The sequence below is a fragment of the Streptomyces laurentii genome (genome assembly GCF_040635425.1).
Lineage (GTDB): Bacteria > Actinomycetota > Actinomycetes > Streptomycetales > Streptomycetaceae > Streptomyces > Streptomyces laurentii.
In genome coordinates, this window is the sequence record NZ_JBEYHT010000052.1 from 17,630 (window position 1) to 37,732 (window position 20,103).

23 protein-coding genes and 1 pseudogene are annotated in these 20,103 nt (G+C 72.0%); 14 read left to right on the forward strand and 10 right to left on the reverse strand.

The features are described from left to right. The first annotated feature begins 50 nt into the window (after positions 1-50). Positions 51-1,244 carry an RtcB family protein gene (locus ABZ693_RS27015; RefSeq protein WP_359882241.1) on the forward strand — a complete coding sequence of 398 codons (1,194 nt, stop codon included), beginning with the start codon at positions 51-53 and terminating at the stop codon, positions 1,242-1,244. 19 nt (positions 1,245-1,263) lie between these two features. On the opposite strand, the gene ABZ693_RS27020 is transcribed toward ABZ693_RS27015, so the two are convergent. The 4 genes from ABZ693_RS27020 to ABZ693_RS27035 all read right to left on the reverse strand — a co-directional run bounded on the left by ABZ693_RS27020 (position 1,264) and on the right by ABZ693_RS27035 (position 4,477). Continuing rightward, positions 1,264-1,722, reverse strand: coding sequence for a CBS domain-containing protein (locus ABZ693_RS27020; RefSeq protein ID WP_359882244.1), 459 nt, complete (start codon positions 1,720-1,722; stop codon positions 1,264-1,266). Between the two features lie 11 nt (positions 1,723-1,733). Further along, a complete protein-coding gene (locus ABZ693_RS27025; protein WP_359882247.1) occupies positions 1,734-1,928 on the reverse strand; it encodes a hypothetical protein in 195 nt (64 codons plus the stop codon). A 106-nt stretch (positions 1,929-2,034) separates the two neighbouring features. Further along, positions 2,035-3,507, reverse strand: coding sequence for a bifunctional aminoglycoside phosphotransferase/ATP-binding protein (locus ABZ693_RS27030; RefSeq protein WP_359882250.1), 1,473 nt, complete (start codon positions 3,505-3,507; stop codon positions 2,035-2,037). Positions 3,508-3,610: 103 nt separating this feature from the next. Next, positions 3,611-4,477, reverse strand: a complete 867-nt coding sequence (locus ABZ693_RS27035; RefSeq protein ID WP_359882251.1) for a universal stress protein — start codon at positions 4,475-4,477, stop codon at positions 3,611-3,613. 293 nt (positions 4,478-4,770) lie between these two features. Between ABZ693_RS27035 and ABZ693_RS27040 the strand changes: the two genes are divergently transcribed. Together ABZ693_RS27040 and ABZ693_RS27045 are read left to right on the forward strand one after the other, a co-directional pair. After that, positions 4,771-5,235 carry an Hsp20/alpha crystallin family protein gene (locus ABZ693_RS27040; protein ID WP_359882254.1) on the forward strand — a complete coding sequence of 155 codons (465 nt, stop codon included), beginning with the start codon at positions 4,771-4,773 and terminating at the stop codon, positions 5,233-5,235. Positions 5,236-5,378: 143 nt separating this feature from the next. Further along, the gene (locus tag ABZ693_RS27045) at positions 5,379-5,966 is read left to right on the forward strand and encodes an Rv1733c family protein (RefSeq protein WP_435842555.1); all 588 of its coding nucleotides are present in this window, start codon (positions 5,379-5,381) and stop codon (positions 5,964-5,966) included. Between the two features lie 154 nt (positions 5,967-6,120). On the opposite strand, the pseudogene ABZ693_RS27050 reads toward ABZ693_RS27045, so the two are convergent. Further along, positions 6,121-6,312: pseudogene (locus ABZ693_RS27050) on the reverse strand (DUF1918 domain-containing protein); the annotation flags it as partial. Positions 6,313-6,609: 297 nt separating this feature from the next. Here ABZ693_RS27050 and ABZ693_RS27055 point away from each other — a divergent pair. Then, on the forward strand, positions 6,610-6,801 hold the full coding sequence (locus tag ABZ693_RS27055) for a hypothetical protein (RefSeq protein ID WP_359882259.1): 192 nt from the start codon (positions 6,610-6,612) through the stop codon (positions 6,799-6,801). Positions 6,802-6,913: 112 nt separating this feature from the next. Here the strand turns inward: ABZ693_RS27055 and ABZ693_RS27060 are convergent, their stop codons facing one another. Further along, a complete protein-coding gene (locus ABZ693_RS27060) occupies positions 6,914-7,042 on the reverse strand; it encodes a hypothetical protein (protein WP_359882262.1) in 129 nt (42 codons plus the stop codon). A gap of 676 nt (positions 7,043-7,718) precedes the next feature. On the opposite strand from ABZ693_RS27060, the gene ABZ693_RS27065 reads away from it, so the two are divergent. From ABZ693_RS27065 to ABZ693_RS27100, 8 genes are all read left to right on the forward strand, one after another. Then, a complete protein-coding gene (locus tag ABZ693_RS27065) occupies positions 7,719-8,063 on the forward strand; it encodes a tyrosine-type recombinase/integrase (protein ID WP_435842556.1) in 345 nt (114 codons plus the stop codon). 76 nt (positions 8,064-8,139) lie between these two features. Next, positions 8,140-9,030, forward strand: coding sequence for a HipA family kinase (locus tag ABZ693_RS27070; RefSeq protein ID WP_359882264.1), 891 nt, complete (start codon positions 8,140-8,142; stop codon positions 9,028-9,030). After that, complete coding sequence (locus tag ABZ693_RS27075; protein ID WP_359882267.1) at positions 9,027-9,410, forward strand: DUF3037 domain-containing protein; 384 nt, start codon at positions 9,027-9,029, stop codon at positions 9,408-9,410. The genes ABZ693_RS27070 and ABZ693_RS27075 overlap by 4 nt, the downstream gene beginning before the upstream one ends. 178 nt (positions 9,411-9,588) lie before the next feature. Further along, positions 9,589-10,350, forward strand: a complete 762-nt coding sequence (gene fabG, locus ABZ693_RS27080) for a 3-oxoacyl-ACP reductase FabG (protein ID WP_359882270.1) — start codon at positions 9,589-9,591, stop codon at positions 10,348-10,350. A gap of 27 nt (positions 10,351-10,377) precedes the next feature. Then, complete coding sequence (locus tag ABZ693_RS27085; RefSeq protein ID WP_359882272.1) at positions 10,378-11,145, forward strand: SDR family oxidoreductase; 768 nt, start codon at positions 10,378-10,380, stop codon at positions 11,143-11,145. 148 nt (positions 11,146-11,293) lie between these two features. Beyond that, positions 11,294-12,871 carry an ABC transporter substrate-binding protein gene (locus tag ABZ693_RS27090; RefSeq protein ID WP_359882275.1) on the forward strand — a complete coding sequence of 526 codons (1,578 nt, stop codon included), beginning with the start codon at positions 11,294-11,296 and terminating at the stop codon, positions 12,869-12,871. 130 nt (positions 12,872-13,001) lie between these two features. Then, the gene (gene ung, locus ABZ693_RS27095; RefSeq protein ID WP_359882278.1) at positions 13,002-13,685 is read left to right on the forward strand and encodes a uracil-DNA glycosylase; all 684 of its coding nucleotides are present in this window, start codon (positions 13,002-13,004) and stop codon (positions 13,683-13,685) included. Between the two features lie 118 nt (positions 13,686-13,803). Continuing rightward, positions 13,804-14,247 carry a hypothetical protein gene (locus tag ABZ693_RS27100; RefSeq protein ID WP_359882340.1) on the forward strand — a complete coding sequence of 148 codons (444 nt, stop codon included), beginning with the start codon at positions 13,804-13,806 and terminating at the stop codon, positions 14,245-14,247. 25 nt (positions 14,248-14,272) lie between these two features. On the opposite strand, the gene ABZ693_RS27105 is transcribed toward ABZ693_RS27100, so the two are convergent. From ABZ693_RS27105 to ABZ693_RS27115, 3 genes are all read right to left on the reverse strand, one after another. Further along, positions 14,273-14,704: a hypothetical protein gene (locus tag ABZ693_RS27105; protein ID WP_359882281.1), complete on the reverse strand. Its 432-nt coding sequence runs from the start codon at positions 14,702-14,704 to the stop codon at positions 14,273-14,275. A 159-nt stretch (positions 14,705-14,863) separates the two neighbouring features. Then, positions 14,864-15,391 (reverse strand): DinB family protein, encoded by a 528-nt coding sequence (locus ABZ693_RS27110; RefSeq protein WP_359882284.1) that lies wholly within the window; start codon positions 15,389-15,391, stop codon positions 14,864-14,866. A 70-nt stretch (positions 15,392-15,461) separates the two neighbouring features. Continuing rightward, positions 15,462-16,091, reverse strand: a complete 630-nt coding sequence (locus ABZ693_RS27115; protein WP_359882286.1) for a TetR/AcrR family transcriptional regulator — start codon at positions 16,089-16,091, stop codon at positions 15,462-15,464. 136 nt (positions 16,092-16,227) lie between these two features. Here ABZ693_RS27115 and ABZ693_RS27120 point away from each other — a divergent pair, with 136 nt between their 5' ends. Then, positions 16,228-17,421 (forward strand): FAD-dependent monooxygenase, encoded by a 1,194-nt coding sequence (locus ABZ693_RS27120; RefSeq protein WP_359882289.1) that lies wholly within the window; start codon positions 16,228-16,230, stop codon positions 17,419-17,421. A gap of 101 nt (positions 17,422-17,522) precedes the next feature. Next, positions 17,523-18,428 carry a Gfo/Idh/MocA family protein gene (locus ABZ693_RS27125; RefSeq protein ID WP_359882291.1) on the forward strand — a complete coding sequence of 302 codons (906 nt, stop codon included), beginning with the start codon at positions 17,523-17,525 and terminating at the stop codon, positions 18,426-18,428. On the opposite strand, the gene lnt is transcribed toward ABZ693_RS27125, so the two are convergent. Further along, complete coding sequence (lnt, locus tag ABZ693_RS27130; protein ID WP_359882294.1) at positions 18,352-20,001, reverse strand: apolipoprotein N-acyltransferase; 1,650 nt, start codon at positions 19,999-20,001, stop codon at positions 18,352-18,354. The two genes, ABZ693_RS27125 and lnt, sit on opposite strands and share 77 nt — an antisense overlap. Positions 20,002-20,103 lie beyond the last annotated feature (102 nt).

Below are 20,103 nucleotides of genomic sequence, written 5' to 3' on the forward strand. Positions count from 1 at the left end.
CGCCCACGCCGACGCGCTCCTGGACGCGCCGGCTGCTGCCCATCGCCACCTTGGCCGTCCTGCTCGTGGTCCTGCTGCGCGTCCCTTCCTGCGCCATCCTGAGCGCTACGTGCGGCGTCCGGCTGCTCGCCGCCGGTACCGACCGCGAGCCGCTGGCGCCCCGGATGCGGCGCCTGATGGACATCATCGGCGACACCGTTCCGCGGGGCCTGGGTCCCGGCGGGCTGCTGAAGCTGTCGGGACGTCCGCAGATGGAGGAGCTGCTGGTGGCCGGGGCGGCGTACGCGGTCGAGCGCGGCCACGGCGTCCCCCGTGACCTGGAGCGCTGCGAGGACCGCGGGACGCTGGCAGGGGCGGATCCGTCGCAGGTCGGCCGGCGGGCGGTGGACCGGGGGCTGCGGCAGGTGGGCAGCCTGGGCTCCGCCAACCACTTCCTGGAGGTGCAGGCCGTGGACCGGGTGTACGACGAGCCGGCCGCAGCCGCCTTCGGCCTCCACACCGGCCAGGTGTGCGTCATGATCCACTGTGGTTCGCGCGGCCTGGGGCACCAGGTGTGCAGCGATCACGTCCGCGTGATGGACCAGTCGCTGCGCTCCTTCGGCATCAGCCTCCCGGACCGGCAGCTGGCCTGCGCGCCGGCCGTCTCGACGCCGGGCCGCGCCTACCTCGGGGCGATGGCAGCCGCCGCCAACTACGGGCGTGCCAACCGGCAGTTGCTGACCGAGGCCGCGCGCCACGCGTTCTCCGTCGCCGCGGGGGCGGGGCTTGACCTGGTCTACGACGTCTCTCACAACATGGCGAAGATCGAGACCCATGACGTGGACGGGGTACGGCGCCGGCTGTGCGTACACCGCAAGGGAGCGACCCGGGCCCTGCCGCCAGGCCACCCCGACCTGCCCGACGACCTGGCGGAGGCCGGGCAGCCCGTGCTCGTTCCCGGCACGATGGGGACCGCCTCGTACGTGATGGCCGGCACCGCCGACAACGACGCCTTCTGGTCCTCCGCCCATGGCGCGGGCCGGGTCTGGAGCCGTCATCAGGCGCTGCGCCGGGTCCGCGGCGAGGAACTGCATGCTGAGCTGGAGTCGCACGGCATCGCGGTCCGGCCGAAGTCCTGGCCTGCGCTCGCCGCGGAGGCGCCCGACGCCTACAAGGATGTCGACGCCGTGGCCGCCGCCACGGAGGGCGCGGGGCTCGCCCGGCTGGTCGCCCGCCTGGTACCGCTCGGGGTCGTCAAGGGATGAACAGCCAGGGCGCGCAGGGTCAGGCCCCGCGTGAACGGGTGTCCACGGAGGGCGGTCCGGGTGGTTCCTCCAGGACGCTCCAGGCGACCGGGCCCAGGAGGTCGGCCAGACGCTGGAAGACGTCGATGAGCATGTCGTCCACGGTCAGGATGCCCACGACCCGGTGATCCTCCAGGACGGGCAGGCGGCGGACCCCGGCCGTGCGGAAGGTCCGGTAGGCCACGTGGACGTCGTCGGTGACGTGCACCGTGATCACGGGCGAGGTCATCAGCGAATCGACCACGTCGTTTGCGTCGAGGCCCCTGGCGAGGGCGGCCAGCGCGAGGTCGCGGTCGGTGACGATGCCGCGGAGGGCGCCGTCCTCGGTGACGATCACGGAACCGATCCCGTATTCGGCCATCTCGCGGGCGACTTGTTGCAGCGGTGTCCCCACGGGCACGGACACCGCCGGATGGCTCATCGCTTCGGAGACCTTCATCAGCGTGGTTCCTACAGCCCCTGGGACAGGAGCAGTTCGTGCGCCAGCCGGGCGCCGTGTGCCGCTTGCTTCTCCCGCTCGACATCCTCCGAGGGGATCTCCTCCAGCCCTTCGGCCAGTGCTTTGACGGCCTGGGCCAGGACCCGCACCTGGGTCTCCAGGGTGCGCAGCCTCTCGTGCTCGTTCGGGGCGATGTTCTCGGTCATCACGGTTCGCTTTTCTGTCGGGGGAGAAGGGGAGCGGACGCTCCCGGATGTCGGGGTGAGTCGTGCGCGGTCCTGGTCGGGGTCGGTCGCATCGGTGTCTTCGCCGCTAGTCCGGCCCCGTATAGGGGCGGCGGAAGACCAGGGGGCCGGTGTCGTGCGGGCGTACGGCTGTCAGTGCCCGGGAGACCGCGGTCTCCAGGGGGCCGCTGGTGTCGATCGTGACGGCTTCCGCCCACGGCGGCTCCCGCTCCGCGATGGCGAGGGCCACGTCGAGGTCGGCGTCGGACGGTCCGGTGGTGCGGCCTTCCAGGCGAGCCGCCGTCATCTCGTCCGGGATCCGGCAGTGAAGGGCCACGAGGTCGGCGCTGGTGCGTTCGGCCACGCGGTGGGCGGCTTCGCGCTGCGCGGCGTTCGACCAGGTGGCGTCGAGGACGACGGACTCGCCGCAGGACAGCAGGGTGGCTGCGCGTTCCAGCAGGGCCGCGTAGGCCGAGGCGGTCCGCTCGGGCGTATACAGGCCCTTGCCATAGGGGGCTGAAGCGGGCTGGTCCGCCGGGATGCCGGCGAGTGTCTTGCGGAGGCGGTCGCTGCTGAGGAGTGTGACGCCCAGGCGGTCGGCCAGCGCACCGGAGAGGGTGGACTTTCCGCTGCCTGGGAGTCCTCCCACGAGGGTCAGGCCGACGGCGGCGGTGCGCAGGTGCCGCAGAGTCGTCGTGATCAGTCGCCGTGCGGTGAGGCCGGCATCGGGAGCGCCTTGGCGGGCCTGGATCAAGGAGACCTTGGCGCGGACAAAGGCGCGGTAGGCGACGTAGTGGTGCCGCAGTGAGGGTGGTGCGGGGTCGCCGGAGTACTCGCTGTACCGGGCGAGGAAGAACGCCGCCAGATCAGGGGCGTCGAGCCGTTCCAGGTCCATGGCGAGGAAGGCGGCGTCGTCGAGGCCGTCGAGGTAGCGCAGGTGGTCGTCGAACTCCAGGCAGTCCAGGACGCGGGGGCCGTCGTCGAGGCAGAAGACGTCCTCGGCGAGCAGATCGCCGTGGCCGTCGACGATGCGGCCCTGCTCGACGCGCATCTCGAACAACCGCTCACGCCCGGCGAGATAGCGGCGGACCAGCCACTCCACCTCTTCCATGCCCTCGGGCAGGCGGCCTTCCCCGCACATCTCCCGCACCTGCGCGAAGCTCGCCTCCCACCGCGACGACAGGGCGTCCCGTGTGCCCTGCGCGTCCACGTCGGGTGTGCGGGGTGCGTTCGCGTGGCGGGTGGCGAGGAGCCGTGCGACGGTTCGCAGGGCATCGTCGACTACGGCTCCTTCCCGTACGAGCTGAGACAGGCGGCGCTCCGCCGGCATGCGGCGCATCGCCACGAGGGGCTCGGGAGTCTCCACGTCCGGGACGCGGATTTCGCCCACACCCAGGTAGACGTCCGGGGCGAAGCGGCGGTTGAGAGCGACTTCCCGCTCGCATGCGGCCCGCCGGGCCTCCACCGTGGTGTAGTCCAGGAACTTCAGGTCGACCGGCTTCTTGAGCTTGTAGGCGCGGTCGCCGACGAAGAACACGACTGCGGTATGGGTCTCGCGCACCTCCGCCCGCGGTAGTGCGCCGGTGTCAGAGGCGGCGCCCGGCTGGGGCGTGGCGGTGTGCTCTTGGCGCACCGTCGCGATCAGGTCGTTCAATGGGGTTGGCTCAGTCATGGGGGACGACGGCGACCGGGCAGCGCGCGTGGTGCAGGGCGGCATGGGCTACGGGGCCGAGGCGTGGTGCGAGTGGGGGACGGTGCTTGCGCCGGCCGACGACCAGCAGGTCGGCGCCTTCGGCGGCGCGCACGACAGCCTCGGCGGGGCTTTCGAGGCGGACGGCATCGACCGGCTCCACCCCGGGGAACTTCTCGTGCCAGGGGCCAAGGACCTGACCCAGCTGCTTCTGCGTGTCCTCCGTGATCTCCTTGGTGACGTCGTGATCCACCCCCCAAGGGGTGTGCGCGTGGAGCGGCAGGCTTCGGCCGTGGACTACCCGGAGAGGCGCGTCGCGGGCCGCGGCGGCCTCGAAGGCGAAGGCGATCAGGGCGTCGCAGGGGCCGTGCAGCTTCAGAGCGACCACGACGCCGCCGGTGGCGGGCGACGTGCCCTCTACGTGGGGCCCGGGACGGACCAGAACCACCGGCCGCGTGGCCCGTGCCACGACGGCCATGCTGACGGAGCCGAGGAAATAGCTCTCGGCGGACGTTAGGCCGCGCGAACCAAGCACGGTCAGCTCGGATTCGGACGCCGCCTTCAGCAGGGCGTCATGCGCGTCGTCGGCGACCAGGTTGCCGATGATCAGGAGGCCCGGATGGCGGGCCTGGAGTTCCGCCTGCGCCTTGTGCACGATCTGTTTTGCCCAGTAGTTCTGATCGATCTCCGATGCGGCGCGGACCGGCTCGGGCGCGAGCATGGGCCAGGCATGCATCAGGCGCAGCGTGACCTTGCGCCGCTCGGCCTCGTCGGCGGCCCAGTGAGCGGCGGCCATGCTCTCGGGCGAGCCGTCCAGGCCGACCGTGACGACGGGCTCCATGGCAATTGCCTCCCTCTCGAACGACGCCGCAGGCAGGGATGCGCGGACGTCTGCAGCCGCAGACCGAAGCACCTGCCTTACTCCTCATTCGAGGAGTACCCCAGATAGTCCTGCCGCGCATGCGGGCCGCGACGTGCCGGACCGGCAGCGCTGTGGCGCCGGAGGGGCCGGTAGTCCCTGACAGCAGTGCCCCGGTCGGCCCTTTCCACGGCCCGTCCGGCACTCGGAGAGCAGGCCGACGGGCGTCAGGGTGGGGATGACAGGCCGATCCACGACGCAAGGAGCGAACGATCATGTCGAGCGACATGGAGCGCCGTCGCAGCTTCTTCCCCGAGTTCCCCGACGTCAGGGACTGGTTCGGCGACTTTCCCCGCTTCCCGACGTGGCGCACGGCTTTCGGTCGGCACGCCATCCCGATTGAGGTGACGAGCGGGGAGGGACAGTACGTGCTGAAGGCGGAGCTGCCCGGAGTGGACCCGGGAAAGGACATCGCCATCACGGTGGATGGCGACGTGCTCAAGGTCAGCGCCGAGCACGAGGAGAGCAGCGAGACGAAGGATCACTCCGAGTTTCGCTACGGCTCCTTCGAGCGCGCGGTGCGTCTGCCGGAGGTGATCAACCCCGAGGACGTCAAGGCGGAGTACGCCGATGGCATCCTCACCGTCAGCGTCTTCATCCGACAGCCCCAGGAGAGCCGCTCCCACACCGTTCCCGTGACCCGCGCGGGGGGATCCGGCGAGGCGGAATCCGCAGTATGAAGCTCGGTGCGATCCCGGATCCACCCCGCGAGGCCGACACCATCACACCGCGCTGAGCCCGTGCGGCCCGGCGTAGGTTGTCCCATTTGGAGGTCCGCCATGCGCGACGGAGCGACACCGACACCCGGGCGGCCGTTCCGGCCGTGGCACGACGGCCGGAACGGCGACCCTGCCCGTCCGGACGCCAACCCCCCGCGCCGTCCCGGCGACCGGATCCGTACCCGCTGGCATGTCGGCCTCGCCTTCGCCGTGTCGTCGCCCTGATCTGTGGCGTGATCGCGGGTGCCCGCTTGTGGAGCGACGCGGCACGAACCGCCCGCGACGAGGCCGCCCACCGCCACGAGACCACGGCGACCACCCTCGCCCGCGTCAACAGCTCGTCGACGGCGGCCCGCTTCGGTACGCCCGAGGCACTCGTCGCCGCTTCCTGGCGCGCCCCCGACGGCACCTCGCGTACCGGCAAGGTCGCTGTTCAGCCGCGTACCGCCGAAGGCACCACGGTGACCATCTGGGTCGACGACGCCGGGGCGGTCACCCGCGCCCCGCGCAGCGCGGCCGAAGGACAGTTCGGCGCAATCGTCGGCGGCGCCTTCGTCGCCGGGGCGCTCTCCCTGACCGCCGCTGGCGTGGTCGGCCTGCGGCTGCGGCGTACCGAGGCCGCCACCCTGGACGAATGGGAGAGCGAGTGGGCCGTCGTGGAACCGCTGTGGACCCACCGTCGGCGATCCTGAACCGGACCCGAGCCGTGTCACTGTGTGGCGTGTGCCGCCCCGGCTGCTCAGGCAGCCCGGGGCGGGCGCTGCTGCGGTCCTCGGGATGTCCTCGGCAGTCGGCAGCCCTGGTCGTCGCGGGCGGTGAAGCCGGTCACTGCCGCTCGCGGCGGGGCTACCCGGATGAGGGATCGCGTACCGGACCGGGCTCGACCACGCAGCCGGGGCCGGGAAAGATCTCTGACTCGTGACCGTCCTCGTAACGCACTCGATAGGGCGCTTCCCCGTCGTGGCCGAGCACTTTCACGACGGTGGCACGGTGTTCGGGCGTTCCCACGGTTCTGCCGGTGAATCGCAGCACGTCGCCTTCGTGCGCTTTCGTCGAGGCTCACCTCGTTCGCTGCCGTCTTCCTGTTCTTTGACCAGGATGACGCCGGGAGCCGGGTCGTGGTGACGGGCCGTTCGGGTCCTTCCGGAGGGCGAGGGGGCCTGTGATCAGGCCGGCGCGAGACGCGACGCGGCTCGTTCCGCGGCGCGGGCGCGGCTCCTGGAGCAGGCGCATCCTGGAGTTGGAACGAATCGCGGTGCCCACCCGATGTGTCTCGGTGCGGCGGCATCCCGGGCATGGTGGTACGCGGTGCCGAGAGCCCTCTCAGGAGTGTCGATGAGACTTTCCTTCCTCGAACCCCTCTGCAACCAGCCGGGTCCCTTCGCGTCCGTCTACCTGGACACGTCCCGCGATGCCGCCGTCGAGCATCCCGATGCCGTCATGGAACTGCGCTGGCGCCATCTTCGGGACGCCCTGATGTCCGAGGGGGCGCACACTTCGGGAGCCTGCCGGACACGATGCCGCTGATCGTCCAGACGGTGATCCCGTCGGCGGCCAGTTGCTGAGCGGCCTCCTCTGCCCAGTAGGGCTCCTCGTGGTCGATGCGGGCCAGGACCAGGGTGTTCGGCGCCGCGACGTGTCAGCCGGCGGCCTCCAGGCCGAAGTGGGGGACGTGGGCCTGGGTCTCGGTGAGAGTGGCGGTCACGGCGCTGGGGTGAGTGGGATGCGTGTCGAGGCGGACGTGCGCGTCGATGGGCTGGGATGCCACGAAACGGTGCTCATTTCTGCCGGCGGCCAGACCAGAAGGTCGGCCGCCGGCGGGCCTTGGGGTCGGCGGGAGATGCGTACGGCGGGTGGAGCCGTGGTCGGAGGACCGGCCCGGGGCGCAGCTGTGGCCCTGGTGCGTGCGGGCCTCCTCGTCGGCTCCGGCGCGGTGGCGTGTTGCCAGCGGGTGCGTACCGCGGACAGGTCGGCGAGAGCGCGGTGGCTGCCGACGACGAGCTGGTACGGCGTGGTGGCCGGGTCGTCGGTGAATGCTTCGATGTGCCGGCCCGCTTGGTGTGCGGTCGCGAGGACCGAGCGCTGGAGGATGCGCTCGCCCCAGTGCTCCGGGGCGCCGACTGGCACGGCGAGGAGGTCGAGCAGCTCCTTCGGCACAGTCCTGGCGTTGAGAAGTCCGTGCTGCTGTGCCTCCCACAGGACGGTCACGGGGTCGACGGGAGTGCCGCGCCGCGTCAGCCACATGGAGCGGATCGACCCGCGGCATCACGCGGGCCAGCACCGCCCGCACCGACGCGGAAGCCGGACCGAGGCCGGAGCGCTTGACGGGTGCTGCTGCGGATCGCCCGCGACCCCGAGGTACGCCTGCGTGACATCGCGGCCCGGAGAGGGAGAGGAACAAGTTCTCCCTGCTGTTCACCACGCGCTTCGGCAACGCTGTCGCGGTGAACACATGGAACACCTGCACCTGGAAGCCCGCCTTGGCCAAGGCGGGCGTCATCCCGCCGCGCGCCGAGGGGGCGAAAGCCTGGCAGTGGGCGGCGGCCCCGAAGGACGGTTTCCATGTGCTTCGGCACACCTACGCCTCGATCATGTTGGAAGCCGGGGAGTCCGTCGTGACCCTGGCTCGGTGGCTCGGACACTCCTCGCCGGCGATCACCCTCGGTTACTATGCTCACTTCATGCCGGAAGCCGGCTGCAAGGGGCGCGGCACGATCGACGGTCTGCTTGGGGAGCGGGGGGATCGGCGCGCCCGCCGAGACTCCCCGGATTCTCCCCAGCGCCGTTGACCCGTGATTCCTGCCTCTGCGCTCCGGAGAAGTCGTCCGTGGATTATAAGGCTGAAGAGATGGGTGGCCCGGGAAAGTGTTGGAAGAGGTCGTAGCGACCCGCTATGTCACGCCCCTGCGTGAGGGCGGCTCGCTCCCCGGGATCGTCGAGGCCGACGATCTCGGCACGTACGTCATGAAATTCACCGGCGCCGGCCAAGGGCGCAAGACCCTGGTGGCCGAGGTCGTCTGCGGGCAGCTGGCCCGGCGGCTCGGCCTTCGGGTGCCGGAGCTGGTGACGATCCAGCTCGACCCGGTGATCGGGCTGTCCGAGCCCGACCAGGAGGTACAGGAGCTGCTCAAGGCGAGCGGCGGGCTCAACCTGGGCATGGACTTCCTGCCCGGCTCGCTCGGCTTCGACCCGCTCGCGTACGAGGTCGACCCGAAGGAGGCCGGCAAGGTCGTCTGGTTCGACGCGGTCATCAACAACGTCGACCGGTCGTGGCGCAACCCCAACATGCTGGTCTGGCACGGCGACCTGTGGCTCATCGACCACGGCGCCAGCATGATCTGGCACCACAACTGGCCCGGCGCCCAGGCGTCCGCCGCCAAGCCGTACGACGCCTCCGACCACGCCCTCGCGCCGTTCTCGCCCGACATCGCCGCGGCCGCCGCCGAGCTGGCGCCGCTCGTCACCCGCGAGCTGCTGACCGAGGTCGCCGCCGACGTGCCCGACGCGTGGCTGGTCGACGAGCCCGGCTTCGCGAGCGCCGACGAGCTGCGGGAGGCGTACGTGACGGCGCTGCTGCCGCGCGCGGCCACCATCCACGAGCGGATCACCCTCGGCCCGCGCGTCGAGCGCCGGCCCCAGCAGCCGCCCGGCTGGCTCGCCGACCGCCTCGCCCCCCGGTCGCACGGCACGGCCGGCGACGGTTCCGCCCCGGACGGCACCTCCCTGGTCAGCACCCCGAAGGACAGCACCACGTGACCGACCGCGATGTCTTCGAGTACGCGCTGCTGCGCGTCGTGCCCCGCGTCGAGCGCGGCGAGTGCTTCAACGCCGGGGTGGTCGTCTACTGCCGGGCCCGGTCCTTCGTGGCCGCCCGGGTCCATCTCGACGAGACCAAGCTCGCCGCGCTCGACCCGGGTGCCGACGTCACCGGCGTACGGGCCGCGCTGCGCGCGGTCGAGGGGGTCTGCGCGGGCGGCGAGGCCGCGGGCCAGGCCGCGCCCGACGACGCCGGCCGGCGTTTCCGCTGGCTCATGGCGCCCCGTTCCACGGTGGTCCAGCCCGGCCCGGTGCACACCGGTCTGACCGCCGACCCCGAGGCCGAGGTGGAACGCCTGCTCGACCTGCTCGTCCGGTAGCCCGGATCCTCGTCACCCCCTGTGAGCGGGTGCACCCGGTGGGCCGTTGACACCGGGTGCCAGGGCTTCTAGCGTCTCGTCTGCGGACGATACTAAGCGGTCGCTCATGCTCGGGGGAGTGGGGCGGCGCGGGTGCGGGCCGTATCCAGGGACGAACCCAAGGGCGAGGAGAACAACCATGTCCACCACCGAGCAGCGCGTAGCCGTCGTCACCGGTGCGGCGCGGGGCATCGGCGCCGCCACCGCGATCCGCCTGGCGGCCGAGGGCCGCGCCGTCGCCGTGCTCGACCTCGACGAGGCGGCCTGCAAGGACACCGTCGAGAAGATCACCGCCGCCGGCGGCACCGCGCTCGCCGTCGGCTGCGACGTCTCCGACGCCGCCCAGGTGGAGGCCGCGGTCGCGCGGGTCGCCGCCGAGCTGGGCGCGCCGACCATCCTCGTCAACAACGCGGGCGTGCTCCGCGACAACCTGCTCTTCAAGATGTCCGAGTCGGACTGGGACATCGTCATGAACGTGCACCTCAAGGGCGCGTTCCTGATGGCCAAGGCATGCCAGAAGCACATGGTGGACGCGGGCTTCGGCCGGATCGTCTCGCTCTCCTCGTCCTCGGCGCTCGGCAACCGCGGCCAGGCCAACTACTCCGCCGTGAAGGCCGGTCTGCAGGGCCTCACCAAGACGCTGGCCAAGGAGCTGGGCAAGTTCGGCGTCACCGCCAACGCCGTCGCCCCGGGCTTCATCGTCACCGAGATGACCGCGCAGACCGCCGAGCGGGTCGGCATGGGCTTCGAGGACTTCCAGGCCGCCGCCGCCTCCATGATCCCGGTGCAGCGCGTCGGCAGGCCGGAGGACGTCGCCAACGCCATCGCCTTCTTCACGGGCGACGACGCCGGCTTCGTCTCCGGCCAGGTCATGTACGTGGCCGGCGGCCCGCTCAACTGACGCCCCGCCGCAGAAGGAGACACACGCATGAGCACGCAGGAACTGCCCGCGCTGTCCGGCAAGGTGGCCCTGATCACCGGCGCGAGCCGGGGCATCGGCTACGGCGTCGCCGAGGCCCTGGTCGCCCGCGGCGACCGGGTCTGCATCACCGGCCGCGGTGAGGAGGCCCTCAGGGAGGCCGTGGAGCGGCTGGGGTCCGACCGGGTCATCGCGGTGCCCGGCAAGGCCCACGACGAGGCCCACCAGGCCGCCGCCGTCGCCGCCACGATGGAGGCATTCGGCCGCGTCGACTTCCTGGTCAACAACGCCGGTACGAACCCGGTCTTCGGCCCGATCGCCGAACTCGACCTGGGTGTCGCCCGGAAGGTGTTCGAGACGAATGTCGTCTCGGCCCTCGGATTCGCCCAGCAGACCTACCGGGCCTGGCAGAAGGAGAACGGCGGGGCGATCGTGAACATCGCCTCGATCGCCGGCCTTTCCGCGTCGCCTTTCATCGGCGCGTACGGAATGAGTAAGGCGGCGATGATCAATCTGACCCTCCAGCTGGCGCACGAATTCGCGCCCGTGGTCCGGGTCAACGCCATCGCCCCGGCCGTCGTGAAGACGAAATTCGCGGCCGCGCTGTACGAGGGCCGGGAGGTCGAGGCGGCCGCCCCGTACCCGATGGGCCGGCTCGGCGAGCCGCGGGACATCGGCGGTGCCGCCGCCTTCCTGACCTCGTCACAGTCGGACTGGATCACCGGTCAGACGCTGGTCGTCGACGGCGGCATTTTCCTGAACGCCGGTGTCGGGTGACCGGTATCCGGACACTTTCCTGAAAGCGTGACCGGTTTGGCCCCGGTTGCACGCTGAATGCCTCAAGTGCCCTGCCAGGGCGGATCATTGACCTGGCAGGGTGCTGCGGTATGGTCGGCCGATCCCAGGCTGAACGAGGAGCGTGCACGTGTTCAACCGGACCAGTCTGCAGGCCGCTGCAGCCCTTGCGTCCATATCCCTCCTGTCCGGATGCGGCGTGTTTTCGGACAGTGGATCCACGGAGGAACAGCGAATCGTCGTGGGGACGACGAGTTCCCCCACCACGCTCGATCCGGCAGCCGCCTGGGACAACTCCTGGGAGCTTTTCCGGAATGTCTTCCAGACGCTCGTGGCGTATCCCACCGGAAGCGCGTCGCCCAAGCCCGACGCCGCCGACTGCCGGTTCAAGGACGACGACAGCCGGCTCTTCGAATGCAAGGTCCACGACGGGCTGACCTTCACCAACGGTCACAAGCTCGACGCCAAGGCCGTCAAGTACTCGATCGAGCGCATTCGCACCATCGACGTCGAGGCCGGCCCCAACGGAATGCTCGGTTCCCTCGACAAGATCGAGGTCACCGACGCGAACACGGTGCTCTTCCGGCTCAACAAGCCCGACGCGACCTTCCCGTTCATCCTCGCCACGCCGGCCATGTCCATCGTCGACCCGGCCGAGTACCCCGCGGACAAGCTCCGCGAGGACGGCAAGGTCACCGGCTCCGGCCCGTACGTCCTCGACTCCTACAAGGAGGGCGACAAGGCCGAGCTGAGCAGCTACGACAACTACAAGGGCTTCGCGGACCGCAAGAACGCCGGGGTGACCATCCGGTACTTCAAGGAGTCCGAGCCGATGGTCGCGGCGCTCCGGAAGAAGGAGATCGACGCCACCTACCGCGGTCTGACCTCCGCGGAGGTCGTCGACCTCGAGGACGACAAGCCCGAGAACAAGGGTCTCCAGCTCGTCGAGTCGACCGGTTCGGACATCCGCTACCTGGTCTTCAACAGCAAGGACAAGACGGCCGCCAAGCTGCCCGTACGCCGCGCCATCGCCCAGCTCGTCGACCGCGACCGGCTGGTGAACAACATCTACCAGGGCACCGCCGAGCCCCTGTACTCCATGGTGCCCAAGGGTATCGCCGGTCACACCACCAAGTTCTTCGACCGGTTCGGCGGGCCCGACCCGGACAAGGCCGAGAAGATCCTGCGCGACGCCGGCATCACCGAGCCCGTCGCGATGGACTTCTGGTACGCGACCGACCGCTACGGCTCCGGAACCGCCGCCGAGTTCGCCGAGATCAAGAAGCAGCTCGAGGAGTCCGGGCTCTTCAAGATCACGATCCACGGCAAGCCGTGGAAGGAGTTCCAGGCGGGCTTCCAGCACGGCGAGTACCCGGTCTACGGGCGTGGCTGGTTCCCCGACTTCCCGGACCCGGACAACTTCATCGCCCCCTTCCTGGGCAAGGAGAACGTCCTCGGCACCCCGTACATCAACTCCCGTATCACCGACGAGCTGATCCCCAAGTCGCGCCGCGACACCGACCGCGCGGCCGTCACGGACGAGTTCACCGAGGCGCAGGAGATCATGGTCCAGGACGTCCGGCTGCTGCCCGTGTGGCAGGGCAAGCTGTACGTCGCGGCCGGCGAGGACATCGGCGGCGGCGAGCGGGCGCTCGACCCGCAGACCGTCATGCAGCTGTGGGAGCTCAGCCGCCGCACCAGCTGGTGACGGAAGCGGCCGGGCCCGGACGACGGGCCCGGCCGGAGAGCGGTCGGCGGGCGGCGGGTACGGCGTTGTCAGTGGCCCCCGGTAGGTTCTCGTTCGGAGTACAACGCAAGCCCACCGGAGGTTGTTGACCGTGACCGACACCGACCAGCTGCCCGAGTCCTGGCGTGGCGTCCTCGGCGAGGAGCTGGAGAAGCCCTACTTCAAGGAGCTCACCGAGTTCGTCGAGGAGGAGCGGGCCAAGGGTCCGGTCTACCCGCCGCGCGACCAGGTCTTCGCCGCCCTCGACGCCACCCCGTTCGACAAGGTCAAGGTGCTGATCCTCGGCCAGGACCCGTACCACGGCGAGGGCCAGGGCCACGGTCTGTGCTTCTCCGTGCGGCCCGGCGTGAAGACCCCGCCCTCGCTGCGCAACATCTACAAGGAGATGCAGGCCGAGCTGGGGCACCCGATCCCGGACAACGGCTATCTGATGCCGTGGGCCGAGCAGGGCGTCCTGCTGCTCAACGCGGTGCTCACGGTCCGCGCCGGCGAGGCCAACTCGCACAAGGGCAAGGGCTGGGAGAAGTTCACCGACGCCGTCATCAAGGCCGTCGCCGCCCGCCCCGACCCGGCCGTCTTCGTCCTGTGGGGCAACTACGCGCAGAAGAAGCTGCCGCTCATCGACGAGACCCGGCACGTGGTGGTGAAGGGCGCCCATCCGTCGCCGCTGTCGGCGAAGAAGTTCTTCGGCTCCCAGCCCTTCACTCAGATCGACGCGGCCGTCGCCGCTCAGGGCCACGAGCCGATCGACTGGCGCGTTCCGGACCTCGGCTGAGCCTCGCCCGGATCCGGCGCGGTGGCGGTTAGCGTCGGATCCGGCAGTTTGTACGGGTGCCGGACGACAGCGCGTGGAGGCCGTAGTGACCGGGCAGCAGGTGTCGGACGACGCCGTCATGACCAGGATCGGGCAGGCGATGATGCTGCTCCACGGCGGCGACCGGGAGGAGGCCCGCAACCGCTTCGGCGTCATCTGGGACCAGCTCGGACCCGAGGGCGACCCCCTTCACCGCTGCACCCTCGCCCACTACATGGCGGACGCGCAGGACGACCCGGACACCGAGCTGGCCTGGGACCTGCGGGCCCTGACCGCCGCCGGGGCCCTGGACGAGGAGCGGCTGGGGCGGCACGACTCGGCGGTCGCCCTGCGCGCCCTCTACCCCTCGCTCCACCTCAACCTGGCCGCCGACTACGTGAAGCTGGCCCGCCTCGACGCGGCCCGGATCCATCTGGACCGGGCCCGCGCCGCCGCCGTCTGCCTGGACGACGACGGGTACGGCAACGGGGTGCGGGCCGCGATCGAGCGCCTGGAGCTGCGGCTGCGGGACCGGCCCGCGTAGGCCACCCCATCGCTGCCGGGGCGCTCTATTTCGCGTAGGTGTTCTGGCAGACCTTGGCCTGGGTGCTGTCCGCGCCCCAGCCGCCGAACGCCGCGCCCAGCCGGCAGATGTCCGAGCGCGAGCCCGGCAGCCGCGGCGGTGTGGCGTGGCCCTCCGGCGGACGGCGGACGAGCGGCGCCGGTACGTGCCCGGAGTGCGACTTCGCGGGCGGGCGCGAGTGCGCCGGGGCCTTCGCGTCCGACTCCTCGTGCCCCGCGAGCGACGAGCGGGGTTCGGGTTCCGGTGGATCGGGCATCGCCGCCTCCAGGGCCTCCCGGGCGGGGCCCGGGACGATCTGCGGCACGGCCTGTCCGCCGGCGGGGCCGGCCGAGGCGGCGGGTGCGGGGCGCGGGGTGGCCGGCTCGACGGCGACGCAGCCGGACAGAGCGGCCATCGCCATCCCGGCGAGGATTGTCACGGTGGTTCTCGTTCGATGCACTCGCGCCACTTTGCAGGCCGGACCCCGTCCGGCGCGCCCCTACTCGCGGGGAATGCCCCGCATGGGTGATCGCCGTGGCGCGGACTGACCCGCGCGCCCCGTCCGAATGCTCCCGTGCGCCGGGGTGGCGCGGCCGGGTCAGACGCCGGTGAAGCCGTCGATGCGCTCGCGGATGAGGTCGGCGTGACCGTTGTGGCGGGCGTACTCCTCGATCATGTGCAGATAGATCCAGCGCAGATCGACGGTCTCCCCGCGCCGGGTCTTGCGCACGCCGGGCTCGTCGAGGCCGCGGCCGGCGGCGTTGGCCCGGGCCTGGGCGATCTCCTTGCGCCAGGTGGCGTGTGCCTCCTCCCAGGTGTCCTCCTCGGTGACGTGGATGTCCCGGTCCTCGTCGTTCTCGTCGTCGTAGTTCCACGGCGCGTCCTCGCCGGTCAGGATCCTGCGGAACCAGGCGAGTTCGACGTCGGCCATGTGCCGGACCAGGCCGAGGAGGGTGAGGTCGGAGGGCGGGACGGAGGCGGTGCGCAGCTGGGCGTCGTCGAGACCCTGGCACTTCAGGGCGAGGGTCTCGCGCTGGAAGTCGAGCCACTGCTCCAGGGCGACGCGTTCGGTGCTCTGGGTGTCGGGGCGGACGCGGGGAGCGGGGGCGCTGTCGTCGGTGATCATGCCCCGTATGGTCGCCGACGGTCCGGCACGGGAGCCAGCGAATTCGACGGACGTCACGTCCGGTGGCTCCTCAGGGAGTCGTCGCGCTCTCCGCGCCCGGCCGTCCGCCGAGCATGCCGCGCAGCAGCTCGTCGAAGCCGGTGCGCAGCTCCGCGCGGCTCGGCACCTCGGCGTGGAAGGAGCCGGCCGCGCAGGAGAACATCAGCCCCTCGCACCAGGCGATGAGGGAGAGCGCGTGGCGCTCGGGCGCGGGGGAGCCGGCCGCGTGCAGCATCGCGATCACCGGGGTGCGGAAGACGGCCCCGGCGGAGTCGAAGAAGGTGCGCAGCTCGGGGCGGCGGGTGGCCTCCAATGCCAGTTCGTAGCGGGACACCAGGAGTGACCGGTGGTCCGTGAGGTAGCGGTGCAGGGCCAGCGCGAGGGTGTCCACGAGGGTGTCGGCGGTGGCGCCGGGGCCCGGCAGTTCGTGCGGGGCGAGCACGCCCGCCTCTCGTTGCGCCTGTCGCCGTACGGCGGTCTCCAGGAGGGCCTGGCGGGTGCGGGCGTGGTTGGAGGTGGAGCCCTGGGGGAGTCCGGCCCGCTCGTCGACGGCGCGGTGGGTGAGTCCGCGCATCCCGCGCTCCACGAGCAGGTCGAGAGCGGCGTCGCCGATGCGCTCGGCGCGGCTGGGCGGGACGGCGGGGGCCGGTGTCGCGGTCATGAGGACAACCTATCGAGCGCTTCGGCTACCCCCTGAACTACAGCTGTAGTACGGTCGAAGGGTAACTACATCTGTAGTCGGCGGCCCCGGCCGCCGGCCGTCTCGTCGTCCGTCCCGCGATCCCCGAGGGGGAGCCATGGAACAGCAACGGAACCGTGCCGTCGTCGTCGGAGCCGGCATCGGCGGCCTCACCGCCGCCCTCGCCCTGCGCGCCCGCGGCTGGGACGTCACCGTCCTCGAACGCGCCGCCTCCCTCGCCCCCGTCGGCGCGGGCATCGGCCTCGCACCCAACGCCCTGCGCGCCCTCGACGTCGTCGGCCTCGGCGACCGGGTCCGCTCCCTCGCCGCCTGGCAGGGTGACGGCGGCATGCGCCGCCCCGACGGCCGCTGGCTCGTCCGGACCAGCGCCCGGGCGGCGATCGAGCGCTTCGGCGGACCACTCGTCGGGCTGCACCGCGCCACCCTCGTCGACCTGCTCGCCGACGCGCTGCCCGAGGGCGTCGTCCGCACCGGTGCCCCCGCCGCCCTCGCCGATCCCGGCGACGCCCGCCGGCCCGCCCGCGTCACCACCCCCGATGGAGAGATCGAGGCCGAACTGGTCGTCGCCGCCGACGGCATCCACTCCGCCGTCCGCCCCGCCCTCATCCCCGGCCACCCCGGCCCGCGCTACTCCGGCTTCACCACCTGGCGCGCCGTCGTGCCCACCCCCGACGGCCCCTTCGCCCCGCACGAGACCTGGGGCCCCGGCCGCCTCTGGGGCAGCCAGCCGCTCGCGGACGGCCGCGTCTACGCGTACGCCATGGCCGCCGCCCCCGCCGGGGAGCACGCGGCAGGCGGCGAGAAGGCCCTGCTCCAGCGGCTGTTCGGGGACTGGCACCACCCGGTCCCCGCGATCCTGGCCGCCTGCGACGAGAGCACCGTCCTGCGCCACGACGTCCATCAGCTGATCGACCCGCTGCCCGCGTTCCACCTCGGCCGCACGGCCCTGCTCGGCGACGCCGCCCACGCCATGCAGCCCACCCTCGGCCAGGGCGGCAACCAGGCCATCGAGGACGCCGTCGTCCTCGCCCACCACGCCGGACCCGGCCGGCCCGTCCCGGCCGCCCTCGCCGCGTACACCGCCGAGCGGCTCCCGCGGACCACCGCCGTGGTCCGCAGGGCCGCCCGCACCGGCCGCCTCTCGATGCTCTCCGCCCGCCCCGCCGTCGTCCTGCGCGACACCGCGATGACCGCCGTCTCCCTGTTCGGACCCGGCCTGATCCTGCGCGGCTTCGACGGCATCGCGGACTGGCGGCCCCCGGTGGGCGACTCGCCCGCGCGCGTAAGCTGACCGCCGCGAACTCCCGTACGACGGGACGCACGACGAGACGTGCGACGGCCTGTGCGACGACACGCACGGCGGAACGGGAACGAACCAGAAGGAGAGGCCCTGTGAAGGTCGGCTGCATCGGACTCGGTGACATCGCGCAGAAGGCGTATCTGCCCGTCCTGTCCGCCCTTCCCGGGGTCGAACTCCACCTCCAGACCCGCACCCCCGCCACCCTGGAGCGGGTCGCCGACCGCCACCACCTGCCCGCCGAACGCCGCCACCACGACCTCGACGCGCTGCTCGCCGCCGGCCTCGACGCCGCCTTCGTGCACGCCTCCACCGAGGCGCACCCCGAGATCACCACCCGGCTTCTCGAAGCAGGCGTGCCCACGTACGTCGACAAGCCGCTCGCCTACGACTTCGCCACCTCCGAGCGGCTGGTCGAACTCGCCGAGAAGCGCGCCGTGGGCCTCGCCGTCGGCTTCAACCGCCGTCTCGCCCCCGGCTACGCCTCCTGCCTGGACCATCCGCGCGACCTGATCCTGCTGCAGAAGAACCGGACCGGACAGCCCGCGGACCCGCGCACCTTCGTCTTCGACGACTTCATCCACGTCGTCGACACCCTGCGCTTCCTCGCACCCGGCGAGGTCGAGCACACCGGCGTACGGGCCAGGGTCCGGGACGGGCTCCTGCACCACGTGGTGCTCGAACTCTCCGGTGACGGCTTCACCGCCCTCGGCGTGATGAACCGGTCCAACGGCTCCACCGAGGAGATCCTCGAAGTCTCCGGGCAGGACGCCAAGCGCCAGGTCGTCAACCTCGCCGAGATCGTCGACCACCACGGCGACCCCACCGTGCACCGGCGCGGCGACTGGGTCCCGGTGCCCCGCCAGCGCGGCATCGAGCAGGCCGTGCTCGGTTTCCTCGACGCCGTACGGGAGGGCCGGCCGCTCAGTGCCCGGGACGCCCTGCGGACCCACGAGCTGTGCGAGTACGTGGTGCGCGAGGTCCTCGCCCAGGCGTCCTGAACCGGCCCGCCGCGCCCACCGCGCCGGCCACGAGCAGCGCCAGGCCCGCCGCGTACACCGGCCACGGCCCGAGCCGGTCGTATCCGGTCCGGGTGTCGGACAGCGGCAGCGTGTAGACGGCGGTGGCGCTGCGGTCGGTGCCGAGCACCGGACCGGTCCGCCGCCCGTCGGGCGTGTACGCGGCGCTGATCCCGGTCAGCGTCGCGTGCACCATCGGCCGCCCCGTCTCCGCCGCCCGCAGCGCGCCGAGCGAGGCGTGCTGCGCCGGGGCCCAGCTGTCCTGGAAGGTCGACGTGGCCGACTGCGCGACGATCACCTGCGCCCCCATGTCGGCCAGATGCCGGCTCATGTCGGGGAACGCCGTCTCGAAGCAGATCAGCGGGCCGATCCGCAGCCCGGGCGAACCCGTGGCCCCGGGCGGCAGCGTCATCACCACCGGGGCGGTGCCGCGCCGCCGGTTCACCTCCGCCGCCTTGCCGACCGAGGTCGCCCAGCCGAGCAGCGGCCGCAGCGGGATGTACTCGCCGAACGGGACCAGCCGCATTTTGTCGTACCGCTGCCCCGTCGGCCCCTCGGGACCGACCAGGACCGCGCTCTTGTAGATGCCGGGCCGGTCGGAGCGGTGCGCGTCCACGTTCACCAGGACGTCCGCGCCGACCTCCCGTGAGAGCGCGGCGACGCGGGCCGCGAGATCCGGCCGGGTCCGCAGGTCGGCGCCGACGCTGCTCTCCCCCCACACCACCAGGTCGAGGCGCTGCCCGGCCAGCGTCCGGGTCAGCTCCTCGCCCCGGTCGAAGCGCCGCGCCGCGCCGACCGCCCCGCCGAGCAGACCGGCCTGGACGACGCCGATCCGGACCACCTTGCCGGTGGTACGCGGAGCCGGGACCGCCCATGGGGCGAGACCGAGGAGGAGGACGCAGCCGAGGAGTCCGGCCAGACCGGCGAGCGCGGCATGGCGGGACCGCGCACTGCGCCGGACCCGCGACGAGGCGGCGACGAGCAGCGCCAGGGCCGTGTTCACCGCCACCACGAGGCCGCTCAGCAGCCACACCCCGCCGACCGACGCCAGTCGCAGAGCGGCCGGCACCTCCCACTGGCTCGCCCCCAGCAGTCCCCAGGGGCCGCCGAGGCCCTGCCAGGACCGGACCAGCTCGATCATCAGCCAGCCGGAGGGGATCAGGACGAGGGCGGCCCCGGCCCGCCACGGCGACGGCGTCCCGCCCAGCAGCGCCCGTACCAGCCGGCCCCACGGCAGCCACAGCAGACCGAACAGCACGGCCAGGACGACCAGGAAGACGTTCAGGCTCGGCAGCAGCCAATGGTGCACGGCCAGCATGAAGCCGGTGCCCCCGCACCAGCCGTCGTACCCGGCGCGGCGCGCGGTCGGAGCCGTACGGATCAGCAGGAGCAGCGGGACGAGACAGACGTACGCCCACCACCACAGGTCGGGGGTGGGGAAGGCGAACACCGGCAGGCCGCCGAGGACGAGCGCGAGCGCGGACCGCCCGGTTCCGGACCAGCGGCCCCCCTGCGCGGTCGTGGCCCGGGCGCTCGCGGCGAACGCTGTCCGCATGCCGTGCCTCCAGGAGTCGCCTCCAGTGTGCGCGCGCCCGGGCGCCCGGGCTGGCCGGCGAGGAGCCGGACGGGGGAGGGCGGGATCCGGGGCGGGCCGGGG

Excerpts from the sequence above, each read along its gene's own strand:
- ABZ693_RS27115 (WP_359882286.1), bottom strand. The coding sequence starts at position 16,091 with ATGACCGCGACACCGGCCCCCGCCGTCCCGCCCAGCCGCGCCGAGCGC.
- lnt (WP_359882294.1), bottom strand. The coding sequence starts at position 20,001 with ATGCGGACAGCGTTCGCCGCGAGCGCCCGGGCCACGACCGCGCAGGGG.
- ABZ693_RS27120 (WP_359882289.1), top strand. The coding sequence starts at position 16,228 with ATGGAACAGCAACGGAACCGTGCCGTCGTCGTCGGAGCCGGCATCGGC.
- ABZ693_RS27020 (WP_359882244.1), bottom strand. The coding sequence starts at position 1,722 with ATGAAGGTCTCCGAAGCGATGAGCCATCCGGCGGTGTCCGTGCCCGTG.
- ABZ693_RS27085 (WP_359882272.1), top strand. The coding sequence starts at position 10,378 with ATGAGCACGCAGGAACTGCCCGCGCTGTCCGGCAAGGTGGCCCTGATC.
- ABZ693_RS27055 (WP_359882259.1), top strand. The coding sequence starts at position 6,610 with ATGAGACTTTCCTTCCTCGAACCCCTCTGCAACCAGCCGGGTCCCTTC.
- ABZ693_RS27100 (WP_359882340.1), top strand. The coding sequence starts at position 13,804 with ATGACCAGGATCGGGCAGGCGATGATGCTGCTCCACGGCGGCGACCGG.
- ABZ693_RS27035 (WP_359882251.1), bottom strand. The coding sequence starts at position 4,477 with ATGGAGCCCGTCGTCACGGTCGGCCTGGACGGCTCGCCCGAGAGCATG.
- ABZ693_RS27040 (WP_359882254.1), top strand. The coding sequence starts at position 4,771 with ATGTCGAGCGACATGGAGCGCCGTCGCAGCTTCTTCCCCGAGTTCCCC.
- ABZ693_RS27025 (WP_359882247.1), bottom strand. The coding sequence starts at position 1,928 with ATGACCGAGAACATCGCCCCGAACGAGCACGAGAGGCTGCGCACCCTG.
- fabG (WP_359882270.1), top strand. The coding sequence starts at position 9,589 with ATGTCCACCACCGAGCAGCGCGTAGCCGTCGTCACCGGTGCGGCGCGG.
- ABZ693_RS27110 (WP_359882284.1), bottom strand. The coding sequence starts at position 15,391 with ATGATCACCGACGACAGCGCCCCCGCTCCCCGCGTCCGCCCCGACACC.